Origin of the sequence: Paraburkholderia sediminicola, assembly GCF_046030555.1 — a bacterium.
GTDB lineage: Bacteria > Pseudomonadota > Gammaproteobacteria > Burkholderiales > Burkholderiaceae > Paraburkholderia > Paraburkholderia sediminicola_E.
Genome location: NZ_JAQQCH010000037.1, coordinates 13,284 through 30,756, shown reverse-complemented (window position 1 = coordinate 30,756; position 17,473 = coordinate 13,284). Strand labels below are relative to the sequence as shown.

16 protein-coding genes are annotated in these 17,473 nt (G+C 63.9%); 9 read left to right on the top strand and 7 right to left on the bottom strand.

Annotated features, from left to right (window positions below; all coding sequences use genetic code 11):
* Positions 1 to 12 precede the first annotated feature (12 nt).
* The 7 genes from PQQ52_RS32210 to PQQ52_RS32180 all read left to right on the top strand — a co-directional run bounded on the left by PQQ52_RS32210 (position 13) and on the right by PQQ52_RS32180 (position 7,632).
* On the top strand, positions 13 to 738 hold the full coding sequence (locus tag PQQ52_RS32210; protein WP_408220667.1) for a cell division protein FtsQ: 726 nt from the start codon (positions 13 to 15) through the stop codon (positions 736 to 738).
* A 159-nt stretch (positions 739 to 897) separates the two neighbouring features.
* Positions 898 to 1,926 carry an alginate O-acetyltransferase AlgX-related protein gene (locus PQQ52_RS32205; RefSeq protein ID WP_408220665.1) on the top strand — a complete coding sequence of 343 codons (1,029 nt, stop codon included), beginning with the start codon at positions 898 to 900 and terminating at the stop codon, positions 1,924 to 1,926.
* On the top strand, positions 1,926 to 3,278 hold the full coding sequence (locus tag PQQ52_RS32200) for an alginate O-acetyltransferase AlgX-related protein (RefSeq protein ID WP_408220663.1): 1,353 nt from the start codon (positions 1,926 to 1,928) through the stop codon (positions 3,276 to 3,278). The genes PQQ52_RS32205 and PQQ52_RS32200 overlap by 1 nt, the downstream gene beginning before the upstream one ends.
* Before the next feature lie 5 nt (positions 3,279 to 3,283).
* Entirely contained in the window at positions 3,284 to 4,948 is a 1,665-nt protein-coding gene (locus PQQ52_RS32195) for an MBOAT family O-acyltransferase (protein ID WP_408220661.1), read from the top strand.
* Positions 4,949 to 4,981: 33 nt separating this feature from the next.
* A complete protein-coding gene (locus tag PQQ52_RS32190) occupies positions 4,982 to 5,218 on the top strand; it encodes an acyl carrier protein (RefSeq protein ID WP_408220659.1) in 237 nt (78 codons plus the stop codon).
* Between the two features lie 7 nt (positions 5,219 to 5,225).
* A complete protein-coding gene (locus PQQ52_RS32185) occupies positions 5,226 to 6,740 on the top strand; it encodes a D-alanine--poly(phosphoribitol) ligase (RefSeq protein ID WP_408220657.1) in 1,515 nt (504 codons plus the stop codon).
* The gene (locus PQQ52_RS32180; protein ID WP_408220708.1) at positions 6,733 to 7,632 is read left to right on the top strand and encodes an alpha-amylase family protein; all 900 of its coding nucleotides are present in this window, start codon (positions 6,733 to 6,735) and stop codon (positions 7,630 to 7,632) included. The genes PQQ52_RS32185 and PQQ52_RS32180 overlap by 8 nt, the downstream gene beginning before the upstream one ends.
* A gap of 15 nt (positions 7,633 to 7,647) precedes the next feature.
* Here PQQ52_RS32180 and PQQ52_RS32175 read toward each other — a convergent pair whose 3' ends face one another.
* Positions 7,648 to 8,283 (bottom strand): LysE/ArgO family amino acid transporter, encoded by a 636-nt coding sequence (locus PQQ52_RS32175; RefSeq protein ID WP_408220655.1) that lies wholly within the window; start codon positions 8,281 to 8,283, stop codon positions 7,648 to 7,650.
* Between the two features lie 97 nt (positions 8,284 to 8,380).
* On the opposite strand from PQQ52_RS32175, the gene PQQ52_RS32170 reads away from it, so the two are divergent.
* Entirely contained in the window at positions 8,381 to 9,274 is an 894-nt protein-coding gene (locus tag PQQ52_RS32170) for a LysR family transcriptional regulator ArgP (RefSeq protein WP_408220653.1), read from the top strand.
* 25 nt (positions 9,275 to 9,299) lie between these two features.
* Here the strand turns inward: PQQ52_RS32170 and PQQ52_RS32165 are convergent, their stop codons facing one another.
* The 5 genes from PQQ52_RS32165 to irlR all read right to left on the bottom strand — a co-directional run bounded on the left by PQQ52_RS32165 (position 9,300) and on the right by irlR (position 14,262).
* Positions 9,300 to 10,796 carry a SulP family inorganic anion transporter gene (locus PQQ52_RS32165; protein WP_408220651.1) on the bottom strand — a complete coding sequence of 499 codons (1,497 nt, stop codon included), beginning with the start codon at positions 10,794 to 10,796 and terminating at the stop codon, positions 9,300 to 9,302.
* 193 nt (positions 10,797 to 10,989) lie between these two features.
* The gene (locus PQQ52_RS32160; protein ID WP_408220649.1) at positions 10,990 to 11,616 is read right to left on the bottom strand and encodes a carbonic anhydrase; all 627 of its coding nucleotides are present in this window, start codon (positions 11,614 to 11,616) and stop codon (positions 10,990 to 10,992) included.
* A gap of 31 nt (positions 11,617 to 11,647) precedes the next feature.
* The gene (locus tag PQQ52_RS32155; protein WP_408220647.1) at positions 11,648 to 11,965 is read right to left on the bottom strand and encodes a DUF4148 domain-containing protein; all 318 of its coding nucleotides are present in this window, start codon (positions 11,963 to 11,965) and stop codon (positions 11,648 to 11,650) included.
* Positions 11,966 to 12,067: 102 nt separating this feature from the next.
* Positions 12,068 to 13,570 (bottom strand): heavy metal sensor histidine kinase, encoded by a 1,503-nt coding sequence (locus PQQ52_RS32150; protein ID WP_408220645.1) that lies wholly within the window; start codon positions 13,568 to 13,570, stop codon positions 12,068 to 12,070.
* Positions 13,571 to 13,578: 8 nt separating this feature from the next.
* Positions 13,579 to 14,262, bottom strand: a complete 684-nt coding sequence (irlR, locus tag PQQ52_RS32145) for a heavy metal response regulator transcription factor IrlR (protein ID WP_408220643.1) — start codon at positions 14,260 to 14,262, stop codon at positions 13,579 to 13,581.
* Between the two features lie 1,184 nt (positions 14,263 to 15,446).
* Between irlR and PQQ52_RS32140 the strand changes: the two genes are divergently transcribed.
* On the top strand, positions 15,447 to 15,845 hold the full coding sequence (locus PQQ52_RS32140; protein ID WP_408220641.1) for a DUF4148 domain-containing protein: 399 nt from the start codon (positions 15,447 to 15,449) through the stop codon (positions 15,843 to 15,845).
* Positions 15,846 to 15,918: 73 nt separating this feature from the next.
* Here the strand turns inward: PQQ52_RS32140 and PQQ52_RS32135 are convergent, their stop codons facing one another.
* On the bottom strand, positions 15,919 to 17,304 hold the full coding sequence (locus PQQ52_RS32135) for an NAD(P)/FAD-dependent oxidoreductase (RefSeq protein WP_408220706.1): 1,386 nt from the start codon (positions 17,302 to 17,304) through the stop codon (positions 15,919 to 15,921).
* Positions 17,305 to 17,473 lie beyond the last annotated feature (169 nt).

Here is a 17,473-nt window from a genome sequence, read left to right as displayed (position 1 = left end):
CGGACGAATCAAATGAAAAAAAACTGCTTGGGCAAATCGAAGGTTGCAGTGGCAACGGCCGTGACCGCGCTGCTGTCCGCAGGCGTGGCGCATGCGGCGGCTGACGATGTCGCGAGTCTGTATGGACCGCAGCCGCCCGCCAATGCGTCGTATCTGCGCGTGCTGAACGCGTCTTCGCAGGCAGTGCGTGTCGTGCTTGCCGGCAGCGAGGCGCCGCAGACGCTCGCGCCGGGTGCGGCCACGCGCTTCAGCGTGCTGACGCAAGGCACGCCGGCACGCGTCACGGTCGACGGTAAGGCACTGGTCGATGTCACCGATTCTGCCAATGCAACGGCCAATGCAACGACCCGTGCAGGCGACGCCGCCACCGTCGCGCTGCGTCATGACGCGAAGGGTTGGCATGCGATGCGGATCGTCGGCCGCTATGAGCGCGTCGATGGATTGAAGGCGACCTTGCGTGCGTTCAATTTCGCGCCCGGGTGCAGCGCCAGGATCGGTGTGGACGGCAATGGTCCGACGGTGTTCTCGCAAGTGGCCGCCGGCGCGCAGGACGCGCGCGCGATCAATCCAGTCAGCGCGAAGCTGGTGGGGCAGTGCGGCGCGGCGGCGAGTGCGGCGCTGCCCTTGCCGGCGCTGGCCGCCGGCGACAGCTACAGCCTGTTCGTTACCGGCGATGCGGCAAAGCCGGTGTTGAGCGGTGCGCGCGACGTGCTCGCGTGGCCGCCGGCCGTCAACTGAACGGCACGCAATGGCAACACGAATTAGCAGCACGAATTAGTAGCGCGAAGTAGCGGGAACACCAAGAAAAGATCGCAACGCGGGCCACGCTTCATCGCGCGCGGCGCCGCCGTTGCTCCACTGAGAGACGCCTCAAATCAGTTACGGGGAATTCACGACATGACCCACTCCAGCCGTTCGCTCCTCCAACCGTCCGTCCAGGCCGGGCCGCTCAACAGCGCTCGTCGTCGCCTGCTGCTCGCCCTGGCCGCCGCCCCGCTCGGCGGCGCGCTATCGCTGCTGCCGCGTCGCGCGTTTGCCGCGGCGTCGACCAGTGTGATCGAAGGCCGCAATCTGTGGCTCTATCCCGGCTGGGAGAGCCTCACCGATGACGCGACGTCCGCCTGTCTGAAGGCCGTCGATCTGATCCATCAGGCGACGGACAGGCTGGCGGCGCGCGGCATCCATAGTGTGATCGTGATCGCACCGCTGAAAGCCCGTTCATGCCCGGAGAATCTGCCGGACGGCGTCGCAATGTCCGCGGGTGTCGCGAGCCGCTACGCCGCAATTCGCGCGCATGCCACCTCGCTCGGCGTGCAGATCGTCGATGGTGACGGCGCGATCGCCGCGGTCGATGCTTCACAGGAAAAGTACATTCGCGCCGACTACCATTGGAGCGGCCATTCCGCCGAAGCCGTCGCGGCGCGCGTTGCCAAACGTCTTGCCGCGGTTGGTCCGCTGAAGGGCACCGCCGGCGCGGGGAACCGGCTCGGCAAGTGGAACGAGGAAGTCCGTTACGGCGACCTCGCCACCTTGCTGCCGCCGGAGCGCAAGAAAGCGGTCGGCAAGGATCACTTCATCGTGCGTACGGTGGTGGCGTCGCCGGAGCTCGTCGACGGCGGCCCGCCAGTCGTGCAGGTGGTGGGCAACAGCATGGTCCAGCCGTACCTTGGCTTTCCGCAGAAGCTCTCGAACGCAATCGATCGCCCGGTCGGATTGACGTGGACCTTCGGCGACACGGGTCCGTGGAAGACGCTGCTCAACTATGTGGAAGCACCGGCCTTCAAGGCGAATCCGCCACAAGCGATCGTCTGGCAATTCAACGAAGGGCAGATGATGAATCTGCCGAGCGCGGGCGGGCAGTGGGACGCGGCCTCGGTCATGGCCGACGAGATGTTCCTGGCACGCCTGAGCAAGGCTATCGCCTGATGAGCGAGTCAGTCGGACGCACGCCGGCGCGCACCGCGGGTCACACAGCAGCAGGCTCAGCCGGCAACGACGCCGGCGCGGCGCACGGCCACCCTGCTGCGGCGGCAGGGCCGCTCGCCGCGCCGCCGCTCGCGCGCGCGCATCGGCGCGTCGCGTGGCTGATCGCGCTGCTGCTCGGCCTCGGTTGCGCGGGTGCGCTGGTGTCGCTTGGCATGCAGTCGCGCAACGGCGCGTCGTTCGATGCGAATGGTTGGCGCGACGGCAGCCTCGGCCGCAGTCTCGACCGCGCGATCGATGTGCCGTACGCTCGCTCGCTGCATCGCTGGCAAGCCGCGGTGCGTTACCGGTTGTTTGGCGACCTCGGGCATCAAGTGCGCGAGGGCTGTCCCGGCTGGCTGTTCTATGCGGACGGTCTGCGCGCGCCGGTGCAGGCCGGACATGATCCCGTCGAACGCGCAAATGGCGGCGATGCGCTGACCGATGCGCGCATCGCCTCGTTGCATCGTTACGCGGAGGCGTTGCGTGGCGCCGGGATTCAACTGGTGGTGGTGACGGTGCCCGACAAAGCGCGCGTGGAAAGCGAAGCGTTGTGCGGGCTGCGCCAGGACGCGCGGATGACGCAGCGTCTGAATGTATGGAATCGTGCGTTGACCGCGAGCCATGTCACGCACGTCGAACTGCTGCCGGCATTGCAAGCTGCGCGTCCGGCGTTTTTCCGTACCGACGTGCATTGGAATGCGCGCGGTGCGCAAGCGGCTGCACAGGTGGTCGGAGCCGCAGTGTTGCCTTTGCTCGGCAAACCCGGTGAGACAAAATTCACCCATGCGACGGCGCAACCCGGGCCGCGCGTCGGCGATCTGCTCACCCTTGCCAATTTGAATGACGTGCCGGATGCGTGGCGGCCGGCGCCTGACGTCGTCGCTGCCGAAACACTGCAGGCGCAACGCAGCGGCGGCCTGCTCGACGACGGCCCCGCCGCTGACGTGCTGCTCGCGGGCAGTTCGTTTTCGCGCCGCAGCGCGTTTGCCGAGCGCCTCGGCGAGCAGCTCGGCCGCGAAGTGTGGAACGTCAGCCTCGACGACGGTCAGTTCGATCGTGCGATGCAGGCTGTCTGGCGCGCGCGCGCCACGTGGCCGAAGAGCGTGCGCGTGGTGATCTGGGAAATGTCGGAGGACGCACTGTCGATGCCGCTCGATATAGCGCCACCGTTGGCTGCTGTTCAGAGCACAGCGGCAGCCGCTAACGCCAACGCCGCTGCGGCTTCGGCAACGACCCAGGCAACGGGTGGGGCCACCACTCCGGTCGGCACCGTTCCAGCCGGCACTGCGCCCGCGCCAGCCAGGCAGGACTGACCCCGATGCTATTCAATTCATTCATCTTCCTCACGCTGTTCCTGCCACCTGCGCTGGTCGGCTACTACCTGCTCGGCCAGCGTACACCGCGCGCCGCGGCGGCATGGCTATGCGGTGCGTCGATCGTGTTCTACGGCTGGTGGAATCCGGCGTTCGTCGCCTTGCTGGTGGCGTCGATCATGTTCAACTACGCGATGAGTTGCGCGATTGTCGCGGCGCCCGCGCAGTCCACACGCCGCCGCTGGTTGCTCGGCCTCGCGATCACCGCTGACCTTGCGCTGCTGGTGCGCTACAAATATCTGGCGACGCTGCTCACCGCGCTCGTGAACGCAAGCGGTATCGCGCCGGCCGACTGGCTCGCACACGGCATGCAGGACGTGATCCTGCCGCTCGGCGTGTCGTTTTTCACCTTCACGCAGATCGGCTATCTGCTCGATTGCAACGCGGGCATCGTCAAGGAGCGCGACCCGCTCGGCTACGTGCAGTTCGTCACGTTCTTTCCGCATCTGATCGCAGGGCCGATCCTGCATCACAAGGAAATGATGACGCAGTTCGCGCAGCCGGCCACGTATAAGCTGCGCGCGGAAAACCTGTCGATCGGCGCGTTCGTCTTTACGATCGGTTTGGCGAAGAAGGTGCTGTTCGCCGACACCATCGCACCGTTCGCCGACGCGGGCTTCGCCGCGCCGCACGAGTTGCAGTGGCTGGCGGCGTGGGGTACCTGCCTCGCGTACGCGCTGCAGCTTTACTTCGACTTCTCCGGCTATTCGGACATGGCCGTGGGCCTTGCGAAGATGTTCGGCGTGCGCTTTCCGCTGAACTTCAATTCGCCGTTCAAGGCGACCAGCATCATCGATTTCTGGCAGCGCTGGCATATGACGCTCACGCGCTATCTCACTGCTTACCTGTACTACCCGATGGCGATGCGGATCAACCGCAGCCGTGCGCTGCGTGGCCTGCCGATCGGCCGTCTCGCACAACGTTCGACGCGCGGATTTCTCTCGACAGTCGCCGTACCCACCTTCTACACGATGGCGTTGGCCGGCATCTGGCACGGCGCGGGCTTGCAATATCTTATTTACGGCTTGCTGCATGCGTCATATCTCGCTGTGAATCACGCTTATCGCGCGTGGCGGGCGGCGGCTGCGCCGGTGGCAGCGGGAGCAGCAGCAACGTCAGCACCGGCGATCGAAACGGCAGGGACCGCAGCGGCATTCGCAATGCGTTTCAAGGCACGCGTTCGCCATGTGGGCAACGTGTTACTGACCTTCGTGGCTGCGTTAGTCGCGTTTGCGTTTTTCCGCGCCCATGGCGTTGGCGACGCGCTTGCGTTACTGCAAGGCATGGCGGGCCTGCACGGTATCGAAGCGCTCGACTGGCCCGCGTGGGGCACGGCAAACCTAGGCCTCGGCGAGTGGTTGCATCTGGTCGCGGGCCGCTCGACGCTCGCCTTGCAGATCGTCGCGCTACTGGCGATCGTTTGGTGCACGCCGAATTCACATCAACTGATGAGCCGTTTCTCGCCGGCGCTCGACCGGGCGGCCGAAGGCTTGCCCGTTGCGCTGACATGGCGGCCTTCGCTGCCCTGGACCGTCGCGATGCTCGGCGTGCTGGTGTTCTGCGTCGCGCAGTTGCATGGCGAAGTGCGTTTTCTTTATTTCCAGTTCTGATTGCCGGAACGACGTTTGCGCAAGGACAACACAATGACTCAAAACGAAACGCTGCACGCCGACGTGGCGGCACTGGTCGAATCCGTCGTACTGCGCCTCGTGCGCGGTGATGAACTCCTGCTCGAAGCGGGGCTGGTCGATTCGGTGCTAGCCGTCGAAATCGTAATGGGCGTCGAGATGCAATTCGGCGTGCGCATTCCGCCGACCGAGATCGCCGAGCACCTGGCATCCGTGGATGCGCTTTGCGCGTTCATCGCCGCCAATCGCTAGGCGCGCCATGCGATTCGATCTGAACGCGAGCCGCTTTGCCGACACCGATGTGCGTGCCGACGCATGGGCGGTGATCGGCGCCGATCGTGCGTTGCGCTGGCACGAGTTGGCGGAACAAGCCCACGTGTGGGTCGCGCAGGCGCGTGCGCACGGTTTCGCGGCGGATGTACCGGTGATCGTCCGTGGTCACAAGGAAGCGGGTTTCCTGGTGGCGATGGCGGGGGCGCTGCTGCTCGGCGCGCCGTTCGTGCCGGTCGATACGATCTATCCGGATGAACGGATGCGGCGCATCGCAAGCGCGCTCAGTGCGCAGACGTACTTCGACGCGCAGGGCGGCCGCTTCGTGAGTTTGAACGCGCAGGGCGGGCGACCCGAAACGGGCGCGGCACAGGGATCAGCATCGCCAGCCTCAGCACCCCAGGCATTGCGCGAGAAGAATCTCGCGTACGTTCTATTCACTTCGGGCACGACCGGCGAACCCAAGGGCGTGCAGATCGGCCGCGAAAGCGTCGCCGCGCTGGCCGACTGGATGGCGGCCGACTTCGCGCTCGGCGACGTGCCGGTGTTCCTGAATCAGGCGCCATTCAGCTTCGATCTGTCGATGTACGAAGTGTTCGGCACGCTCACGCTCGGCGGCACCGTGGTGCTCGCCTCGCGCGCGCTGACGGCGCAGGGCGCAACGTTCCTCGCCACGCTCGCACGACATGCTGTAACCACCTGGGTGTCGACCCCCTCGTTTGCGCAACAGCAACTGCTCAATCCACAGTTCTCGCAAGACGGCTTGCCGACGCTCGGAACCTTCCTGTTCTGCGGCGAAGTGCTGCCGGTCGCACTCGCGCGGCAATTGCGCCAGCGCTTTCCGGCCGCGCGGCTCATCAACACGTACGGACCGACCGAGGCGACGGTGGCGACCACCTGGATCGTCGTCGACGATGCGGTGCTCGCCCATCATGCGCGCCTGCCGATTGGCTACGCCAAGCGTGACGCCGAGGTGTTCGTCGACGAGGGTGAATTGTGTATCGCCGGTGCGCACGTCATGCGTGGCTATCTCAACCGCGCAGACCTGAACGCGGCGCGCATGTTCATCCACGACGGTCAGCGTGCGTTTCGTACCGGCGATCTGGGCGCGGTCGACGGCGGCGGACTGCTGTTTTGCCACGGACGTATCGACGATCAGATCAAGATGGGTGGCTACCGGATCGAATTGATGGAGATCGACGCGGCCTTGCGCGCGCTGCCCGGCGCTGCGAGTGCTGCAAGTGTGCCGTTGCGGCGGCCGGACGGCTCGGTCGCGCGGATCGTCGGGTTCGTCGCAACCGGCAACGACGATGGCCGACTGCCCGACGCGTTGCACGACTGGAAGATGCTGCTGGCCGCGCGCCTGCCGTCGTATATGATCCCGTCAGAATTGCTCGCGTGCCGGTCCTTGCCGGTATCGGTCAACTTCAAGATCGATCGCGCGCAACTCGCTCAGGATTATCGTGACGTTCATCTCAAAGCACAGCGCCAACACAATGCGTAATTCGCAAGACGTTCAGATCCTGGAGGGACAGCCGGCTTCGCCACGCCGCCGCGCGCTGCTCGCTGCGAGCGCGTGCGCAGCGCTCGTCTACGGCTGCTCGGCGCCAGCGTCGGGCGCCGCCGGCGCGTTGGCCCAGGGCGTGGTCTGGCAGCCCGACGATGATCATGTCGACCCGCACGGCGACTGGAACCGCCTCGGCGTGACGGATCTGCTGGTGCAATGGACGTCGGTGGACGGTACGTCGTTTCTGCCCGGCACCGAGATGCAAACAGCTCAGCGTCTGCCGGACTGGACACGGATTGCCGGCGAACCGTGGGCGCGCAACGTGATCGTCGGTCTCGCCGGACGTTTCGACGAAACCACAGCCCGTGCGCAGATCGCGCAACTGGTCGAGCAATCGAAGCAACTGGCGGCCGTACGGCCCGCGGTTCACGTCGACGGCTATTATTTTCCGGTTGAAGTCGATCCGACCTGGAAGGATGCCGCCGCGCTCGCGCCTTTGCTGGACAAGCTGCCGCGGCCGCTGTGGATCAGTGTCTATGACAACTCGAATATCGGTGGCGCCGCGCTGGCCGCGTGGCTGGACGGTTGGCTGCCGCACGATGTCGGCGTGTTTCTGCAGGATGGTTGCGGTGTCTATGCGCGCGGCCCGGCGGCCGCGCGTGAGTATGCGGACGCGCTGGCGGCGCGGCTCGGCAAGGACCGGGTGCGGATCATTGCCGAGGCATTCCGTCCCGCCCAGGGTGGTGCGTTCCGCCCGGCGACGGCCGCTGAACTGTTGCCGCAACTGCGCGCGTATCGTGGCTACCGGACCTATCTGTTCGACGGGCCGCATTATGTGTCGGCGCAACTCGTGCAGGATCTGCTCGGCATGCAGCAAGTGCAGAAATAGGACGCCTGCCGGGGATCACCGCATCTGTGTCACCGCCAGCAGCAACACCATGCTGCCAATCGCGCCATCCAGCACGCGCCACGCCGTCGCCCGGCGGAACATCGGCGCCAGTGCGCGGGCGCCATAGCCCAGACCGACAAACCAGACGCCGCTTACGGCCATGGCGCCGAGCGCGAACGCCACCCGCGCGCCATCCGGTTCGCGCGCGCCGGCCGTGCCGATCAGCAGGAAAGTGTCGAGATACACGTGCGGATTGAGCCACGTGAGGGCCAAGGTCATCAGGATGATCGGCATGGCGCGTTGCGCGGGTGCCGCGTTCGTGCCCGGCGTCGCACCGCCCGCGTTGGCGTCCAGTGCCGCATGGCCAGGCCGCACCGCACGGCGCAGCGCGTTGATGCCGAACCACGCCAGATAGGCGAGCCCAACATACAGCATCGCGTGGACGAAAACCGGATAGCGTTCCACCAGAACCGACGCACCGCCCACACCCGCACCGATCAGGATGAAGTCCGACAGCGCGCACAACGCGACGATTTTGCCGACGTGCGAGCGCATGATGCCCTGACGGAGCACAAAGGCGTTTTGCGCGCCAATCGTCACGATTAGCGATGCGCACAGGGCGGCACCGTGGGAAAAAGACAGCCAATTCATAATCGATCCAGTAGACGGGGGAAGCGAACGAGGCTAGTCTGCGGTTTTGCTTCTCATAAGAGAAGCTAATTCACTTAATGCCGATTAAGGAACGCTAATGCTCGACTATGCGTTGCTCGACGCACTGGCCGCCGTGGTGCGGCACGGCTCGTTCGACCGTGCGGCCAGCGAACTGAATGTGACGCCGTCAGCCGTCTCCCAGCGGGTCAAGCTGCTGGAGGAACGGGTGGGCAGCGTGCTTGTGAAGCGCGGTCAGCCGTGCGTCGCGACCACCTCGGGCGCGTTGCTGTGCCGCCATACCGAACGCGTGCTCCTACTGGAAGCGGAGCTGAGCGGCCGGCTGCCCGCGTTGCCTGGCGCGCTGGTCGAACCGTGGCCGGCACTACGTGTGGCCGTCAACGACGACAGCGTGGGCACCTGGTTTATCGATGCAGTGGCGCAGTTCTGCGTAGAGCGGGAGATGCTGCTCGATCTGGTGATCGACGATCAGGACCACACCGCGCAACGGATTCGCGACGGCAGCGTCCAAGGCGCGGTTACCACGCAAGCAGAGCCGGTGCAGGGCTGCCGCTCGACACGTCTCGGGCGGATGCGCTATCTGGCGGTATGCACGCCGGCGTTTCGTGAGCGTCATTTTGCCGACGGCGTCACGCGCGAGTCGCTGCGGCGCGCGCCGTGCGTCGATTTCAATCCCAAGGATCAATTGCAGAAGCGCTTCATGCGCCGCATCACGCGAGCGGAACTCGATCCGCCGTTGCACTGGATTCCGCACGTCGCCGGCTTTCTGCGTGCCTGCGTGACGGGACTGGGCTGGGGCATGTGCCCCGAACGGATGATCGCACCGCATCTGGCCAGCGGCGAATTGGTGGACATGGCGCCCGGCAAGCATATCGATATCGATCTGTACTGGCAGAGCTGGCGGCTGTCGATCGACTGGCTCGACGATTTCGGCGCGGTGCTGCGCAAGCGGGCGACGGAGTTTCTCGATTGAGGCCGTCGCCTTTGCCGGCCTCGCGTTAGCGGCGCACCGGCCACTGCTTGTACTCGATGCGCACGCCGCACGTTCTCGCTCGCGCCGTGTACCGGTCGACCACCTGACGCACATCGTGATCGATATGATCGGCGTGAGTCGCATCGAGAATCAAGGTTGCGCCGGAGTGAACCTGCCCGAGATAGTGCTTCAGTTGCGGCGTGCAGAAGAAGGTCGCGCTCTTGCGCACGGTCAGCAGATAGTGGTCTCCATCGCGTGTGAAACTCAATACGCGGCGCATGTTGCGTTCGACCACCAGCGCGACGCTCAGCGCGAAGCCTATCGCGATGCCGATCAGCAGATCGGTCGCCAGTACGCCCACGATGGTGCCGATGAACGGCACGACCTGTGCGAAGCCCGCTTTACCCATCGACACGAACAATTGTGGCTTGGCGAGTTTGTAGCCGGTATGAATCAGGATCGCCGCGAGGCTTGCCAACGGAATCATATTGATCACGCGGGTCAACGCGAGACAGGCGATCAGCAGCATGACGCCGTGAGTCACGCACGACAGGCGGCCGCGTCCGCCTGCATGCACGTTGGCCGCGCTGCGTACCACCACGGCGGTGAGCGGTAAGGCGCCGAGCAGGCCGGCGAGCAGGTCGCCGACGCCCTGGGCTTTCAGTTCGCGATTGGGTGCCGGTTTTTGATGCGCCGGATCGATCTGCTCCAACGCTTCGAGACTCAGCAAGGTTTCCAGACTCGCGACGATCGCGATCACCACGGCTACGCGCCATACGTCGGGATTGAGCCACTGTGTGAAACTGGGGAAGGTGAATGCCTGGCTTAAGGCGTCCCACGAGCCAAGCGGCGGCATGGCGACACGCTGTATCGACGCAAGTGACACATTCCCCCCGAACGTGTCACCAAGCGCGGTCGCGGCGATGCCGAAGGACACGACAGCGAGCGGCGCGGGAATCGCGCGCACGAGGGCGAAGGCACGCAATGCCGGCGTTTCCCACGTGAGGAGAATCGCCAGCGAGACGAGCGCCAGCAACGGTGTTGCGGCCGATATGCCACCATTGGCGAACCCTGCCGCCAGTGGCAACTGGTTCGCGATCAGCAGAATCCCGATCGCGGCGAGCATGCCGTTGATCACCGGTGGCGGCACGTAACTGGCCAGTTTGCCGGCTCGTAAAAAACCGAACATCAATTGCAAGGTACCCGCCAGCACCAGCGCGGTCAGAAACGCGGAGAAGCTGCCCAGCGTGGCAAGCGCCTCTACGACGATCACGACGAGACCGGCCGCCGGGCCGCTTACGCTGAGCCGCGATCCACTCAGTAGCGCCACCACGAGCCCGCCGATCACACCGGCGAGAATGCCGGCGAATGGGGCTACGCCTGAGGCCGTCGCAATGCCCAGACACAGCGGCAGTGCGATCAGGAATACGCTGACACCGGCGAGCAGATCGGTGCGCCAGGCGGATGCCTGGCAAGCGGGTGGGGAAGAATCATGAGGGGGCGTGGCGTGAGCGTGGGTCATCGTGAGACTTGCCTCGAAGCTGGGGAGTCGAACTGAGGGAGGACAGCGGCGCTCGCGGAGGAGCCGGGTCGCCGCATGGAAGGCGGCGGGTTTGGGCGACGATTGCGCTGCCGTGCCGTTTGTTTCTGCCGCCCGCTTGTGCCACCGGCTTGTGCCGCTTGCACCGGCCGCAACGCGCAAGCGGCTCCGGCGTTTAGCCGACCGCCTCGCGGGCGTCGTTGGCATTGGCGAGCGCCCATTGCGGGTCGGTCAGTGCCTTCAGGCGGCCATCGTGCATTGAAAATATCCAGCCATGAATCTGTATCGGAAGCTGCGCGCTTTGAATCAGTGGCATAGCGCGCAGCGTCTGCACCTGGGCCAGCACGTTGAGCTCGGCGAGCCGGTCCGCACGGTCGTTGAAATTCTCCAGAAGACGGAGTTCAGATCTATGCAGCGCGGTCAATCGTCGAATCGGCTCGATGCGACGATTGACGTTCGGCAACGCGGCGGCTGGTGGTCGCAACGCCGCTTGCACACCGCCGCAGCAATGATGGCCGCATACGACGATGTGCTGCACGCGTAGTACGACGGTGGCATATTCCAGCACGCTCACGAGACTGTCATCGTGCTCGCAGACCAGGTTCGCGATATTTCTATGCACGAAGATCTCACCTGGCATTGCGCGTGTGACGGCTTCGGGTACACGGCTGTCGGAGCAGCCGAGCCATAACACGTTGGGCCGCTGGTCGCTGGCGAGGCGCTCGAAGTAAGCGGGGTCCCGGGTGTTGATTTCGTCGGACCATGCGAGGTTTTCGACTAGCATGCGCTGAGGGTAGGTCATCGGTGACGCTCCTTGTGTCGTTGCGTTCGCTTCAGTCCTTGCTGGCCCAATAACGCTCACTAATCTGGTAGCGGGCACGGTTCGCGTTGATGGTTCGCTGGCTCGGCGGGTAATCAGCCTCAGTGGTTGGGATGATCCCCGCGCGTTGCGCTTCGATCAGCTCCTCGCGGACTTGCGCGCGTGTTTTCCCGATCTGGCGCGGTTGCGTGGTGGGCACGTTCTTCGACCACGGCGGCGCGATCCGGTTCGGGTCGTCCGGTGCGGAGATGCGGTCGTCGTTGTAGGCCAGCGCGGATGTGGACAGTGCGCTGGCGAGAAGGGTGGCGAGAACAATTCGTTTCGATGTCATCTATCTCTCCGTGAATGATTGGCATACCGAAGTTGTATTCCGGTATGACTCATTCTGCACGGAGAGGCATGAGGCGATGGTGATGACGGGATGATAATTCCGTCATTTTTCCGGACTTTCCTGCCTTTTTCGGAGTCTTCGTCTCTGCACCTTAATCGTCGGCAAGGCGGTGGGTTGCTTCGGAAAGCGCAGACTGAATGTGGTGTGCACATGCGGGACGCTTTCGACGCTGCATTCGCCCTGGTGTTCGTTCATGATCGACCTGACAATGGCAAGGCCGAGCCCGGTGCCGCGCGCCGAGTTGTAGCGCGCCGGATCGACACGGTAGAAGCGGTCAAAAATTCTTGTCAGATGCGGCTCGGCGATGCCTGCGCCGCTGTCGGATACGGATAGTTGGGCGTAGCGGATTTGCTCGGTGCAATGCAGTTCCACCATGCTGCCGCGCGGCGCGTGCGTCAATGCATTCGAAACCAGATTGCTCAGCGCGCGCTGCACGAGCAGCACGTCGCCTTCAAAACTCGCATTGCCCGTGACGACGATCTCCACGCCGGCGTCCGCGGCCATGCTCTCGTAGTAGCCCGCGACCCGCAACGCTTCGCTACGCGCGTCCAGCTGTTGCAGCGACAAGCGGCGTTGTGCGCTATCGGTGCGGGCGAGAAACAGCATGCTGTCGATCAGGCGCGACAGGCGCTGGAATTCGTCCACGCTCGACTCGATCACCGCGCGGTAATCGTCGGCGGAACGGGGTTGTGAAAGTGCAACTTGCGCTTCAGCCAGCAAGTTGGTCAGCGGCGTGCGCATGTCGTGCGCGAGGTCGGACGAGAACTGCGTGAGACGTGTGAAGGATTCGTGCAGTCGCGCGAGCATGCGGTTGAAGGCATGGCTCAATTCCTTGAGTTCACCGGGCATGTCACTCTCGGGCAACGGCCGGGCAAGGCGGCTGCTGGAGATCTGCTCGGCGCGGGCGGTCAGACGGGCCAGCGGCCGCAAGCCGAAACGCGCGATCCACCAGGCCAGCAGTGCGTTCACCAGCGTGCCGATCACGCTCACGAACAACACATTGAGTGCGTAGGCGCTTAGCAAGGCGCCTTCGGCGCTGGCGTCGTATTGCACGACCACGCGCACGCGCGCGCCGGATAGGCCGCCGAGCGGCGCCATGGCTACCAGGAAACGCATTGGCCTGCCTTCCACCTTCACCTGTACGGGGGCAGACCCGGCGTGCACCGCCAGCGACTCGGCGTTTGGCCAGTAGCCGTTGGTGCGGGCGAGCGGCACGCCACACGCATCGAACAATCCGATGTCGAGATTCTGGTGACCGTGCAGATGGTCATACCAGATTTGGCGATCGGCGCGAACCGCGTCGAATCCGGACATCTTTTGCAGACTCAGTTGCAGGGCGGTGAGCGTCGAAGTCATTTCGCGCGCTGAGGTCGAGTCGAGACGCGTCTTCAGGCCGTGGTACAGCAATACGCCGTTGAATACGAGCAATAGCGAGGTCGATACCGCAAACAGGATCGAGAGCCGTGCCCTCAAGGTATGTGGCACGAGCGACGCTAACGGCTTTGCTAGCCATAGCGCCCGCGGTGCAAGGATAGAGCAGGGCATGCGCCATCTCATCGTGGCGCGCCGCTGCGTTCTTCGAGCACGTAGCCCATGCCGCGCACCGTGTGGATCAACTTCGGTTCGTAGTTGTCGTCGACCTTCGCGCGCACGCGTCGGATTGCGGCATCGACCACGTTGGTGTCACTGTCGAAATTCATGTCCCACACCTGCGAGGCGATAGTCGAGCGCGGCAGGATTTCACCGTGGCGGCGCATCAGCAGCCATAACAGCGCGAACTCCTTGGCGGTCAAAAGAATCGTATTGCCCTGACGTGTGGCCTTGCGGCGCGTCAGGTCGAGTGCCAGATCCGAGACGTGCAGCGAAGCGGAATCGCGCGCATGGCCACGCCGCAAGATGGAGCGGACGCGTGCCAGTAGTTCCGCAAAGTCGAAGGGTTTGACCAGGTAATCGTCGCCACCCATTTCGAGGCCGCGTACCTTGTCGTCCAGGTCGTCACGTGCGGTGAGCAGCAATACCGGTGTGGAACGTATGTGGCGCAGATTTTTCAGTACAGTCCAACCGTCCCGGCCGGGCAGCATCACGTCGAGAATGATCAGGTCGTAGTCTTCGGTCAGGGCGAGATGCTGGCCGGTCACGCCGTCTTCCACCCAATCGGCAACAAACCCCGCTTCTGTCAGACCCTTCTGGAGGTAGATACCGGTTTTCGCTTCGTCTTCGACGATCAGAATTCGCATGGTCTTTCTCTTGGTGACGCCCGCCGCGCCGCGCTAACGGTGGGCATGCGAGAGCCGGGCGGGCAGCGCCGCGTCTGGCGCCGTGAGCGGTGCTAGACGCGAGCGAGTGGGTGCGCCCTCTGCGATGACACGCGTGGATGAACGCCTGCGGTATCGAGCTGCATGTATTGATTGCGCCGATCGAGGTGGCATTGATGCGTGATGCGGTTCAGGTTGTCGCGCGTGAATCCGGCTATCGGGACTGAATCTGCCGATGCGGTTGCGCGGATACGAATGAATTTACCGTGGACTGCTAACGGCGCGATCGGCGAAAGAAGAATCGAATGGAAATCTGTTTTCATATAGTCAGGCCTGCATTGGACCGGTATCGAATCGGGGGCTATTTTTTGAGATGAACAGTCGCTGAAATCTGATAGGCACATTTGTCATGGCATCCTGAATGTATGTATTACTTATACCATGATGTTATTAAAGGCTGCTTTCATTCCGATGAGTCGAAAGAGGGGGGGATTGGCGGCCCGGCCTCATCCTGGCAGGCTGTTGGAGGTGTCAGCGTGCGCCTGGATGGTAGTTGCGTCCGTTACGCGCGCGGGCTTCGCTGGAAGTGGGCGACGTTGCTGAAGAACCCCACGGTTCGCAGCGCTCATTTGCGCCTGCGCCACGTAGGGACGTTAGTTTTGGGGAGTTGCGCTGCATGGCGGAAAACAGTTCGAGCAAAAGCAAGCCGTGCGTGAGCGACGGACTGCTCCGAGTCATTGACGTTGCGCTTGCGGCGACAGAAGGCGATGAGTTGCCGTTGAACAGGTGAGTGGGCTGGCTTAGCCAGAACGCGAAGGAGCCAATCGCGATGACCGTCAGACTTGCCGCCAGAGAGAGTGTCTCGACTTTGCACGAGGAGAGCCGTGTCTTGAACTGCGACACATAGGATCGTATGGCCGAAGCTCGCATTGTCACGTATCGCATTGGGCGCGCAGGTCGCATGGGATTCGGGTTCAAAGTCGGGAACACCATCGTATGAATGCGTCTCCGATATCAAGATGAAAAAAACATGACAATTCCGTCATGCGCCCTTAAGCGCGTATCGCGCGGATACCTGGCGCGGATGACGGATTTGTCATGCGTCGCTCATGTTTGTGCAGCAGGCCATGGCTAGCATGCAAGCTCAGTCAAACGGAGAACCGAACGTGCGAAATGCAATGTGGTTGGCAGGATTTGCGCTGAGTTGCGCCTGTGTGAGTGCAGCGGTGGCCGTCGACACTATTCCGTTGCGCGAACCGACGCCGGGGCCTTATGAGTTCTATCAATCTCACGAGCCGGTGTTGCGGAAGCCGCGGGTGCAGGGCCTGCGTGGTCCCGCAGCACCAGAGCCTCAACCGGCTTCGCAGGTGGGGCTGGCGCCGCAAGTGGCTCAGGTCCCCCAGGTGCCGCAGGTGTCACGGGGAAAAACGCGTGACGAGGTAAAGCGCGAACTCGCTGCCGCGCGCGCGTGGGGCTGCATGAATGTGCCTGACAGCCAGTACCCGCAGCCGTGTCCGGCGCCCGGCAGCACGCGCGCGATGGCGGACGCTTTTCAGATCGAGTAGCGCGACATGCAGGCCGTGATGCGCACGAGCCGAATCCCGGGCGGAGTTCGGCTCGTGCGCTATTCGAAGGTTCTCAATGCAGCCGGATCACCGGATGCACGCGTCGGCGCAACCAGTGGCTCGCCGAATCGAGCGCCATGCGTGCGAAGCCTGTCAACGTCATGACGTGGCGGCGATAGATGAGCTTGTAGACCGCGGTCGCCAGCCAGCCGTCGACGAACACCGGCTGCGTCAGCAAGCTGTTGCTCAGGCTGCCGATCGTGCCTTCGCGGCCGAAGCCGACCAACGTGCCGGCGTCGCGATAGACGAACTCAGGTAGGGGCTCTCCCGCAATCCTGCATTTCAGCGCACGCGCCAGAAACAGCGCCTGCTGGTGCGCGACCTGGGCGCGTGGCGCCAGAAACGCGTCGGCGTTCTCAGAAGAAGGGCAGGCCGCGCAATCGCCGAGTCCAAATATATTCGCGTCGTTCGTGCATTGCAGTGTGCGGCTCACCTGCACCTGTGCGTTGCGATTCACCGCGATGCCGTCCAGCGTGCGCAATACCGGCGGCCCCGCGATGCCGGCGGTCCAGATAGCGATATCGCTGGCGAGCGGCGCGCCTTCATTTGTCAGCACGGCGTCGGCGCGCACTTCGGTGACGCGCGTTGCGTTCAATACGTCGACACCAAGACTGCCGAGCATCTTTTGCGCCCGCGCCGAGATCGTTTCAGACAGTGCGGGCAACACGCGCTCGCTGCTTTCGATCAGACGGATACGGAAGTCCCGCACGGGATCGAGCGAAAAGGGGCTATACCGGTTCAGCAGGCGCACCGTATCGCGCAACGCTGCGGCGAGCTCAACGCCTGTTGCGCCAGCGCCGATGATGTTGATCGACACCGGCGTGTCCGCCTCGGCGGTCCGCGCGCGGCGCGCATGGTTCGCACGCAGACAGGCATCGAGCAGCCTGCGGCGAAACGCCTCCGCATGCGCGACCGATTCGAGCGGCAACGCGTGTTCGGCCGCGCCGGGCACGCCAAAATATTGCGTGACGCTGCCCATTGCCAGGACCAGGGTATCGAATGCAAGCTGCCGTGACGGCAGGATTTCGCGGCCGTCGGCATCGTGGAGCGCGTTCAACGTGACATGACGGTTCGTACGATCGAGCGCGGCAAGTTCGCCCTGTTCGAATTCGAAGCCATACCGTTGCGCCTGCACCGCGTATTGCAGTTGATGCGTGGCCGGATCGAGTTGGCCCGACGCGGCTTCATGCAGCAAGGGCTTCCAGAAGTGCGTCGGCCAGCGATCCACCAGGACGATCTGCGCGAGGCCGGCACGGCCGAGCGTTTCCGACAGCCGTGTCGCGAGCCCTAGCCCGCCGACACCGCCGCCGACGATCACGACGCGATGCGCCGCTTGTGCCGCTTTTTCCGCCGATGCCACTTGCTCCGCTTCTGCCTCCGCTTCTGCCGTATGCAGCATGTGCTGTGTGCATTGCGCGTCAGAGGGTGTTTGCTGATCGTTTGCGGCCATAATCCCTATCCTCCTGAAGTTATCCGTGCAGAGCCGGTGAAAGCGTTCGCGGGCTATACCCGGTATTCATCGGCCTCATCTGTCAGGGTCAGTATAGAATCGACGGAAACCGCAGCAC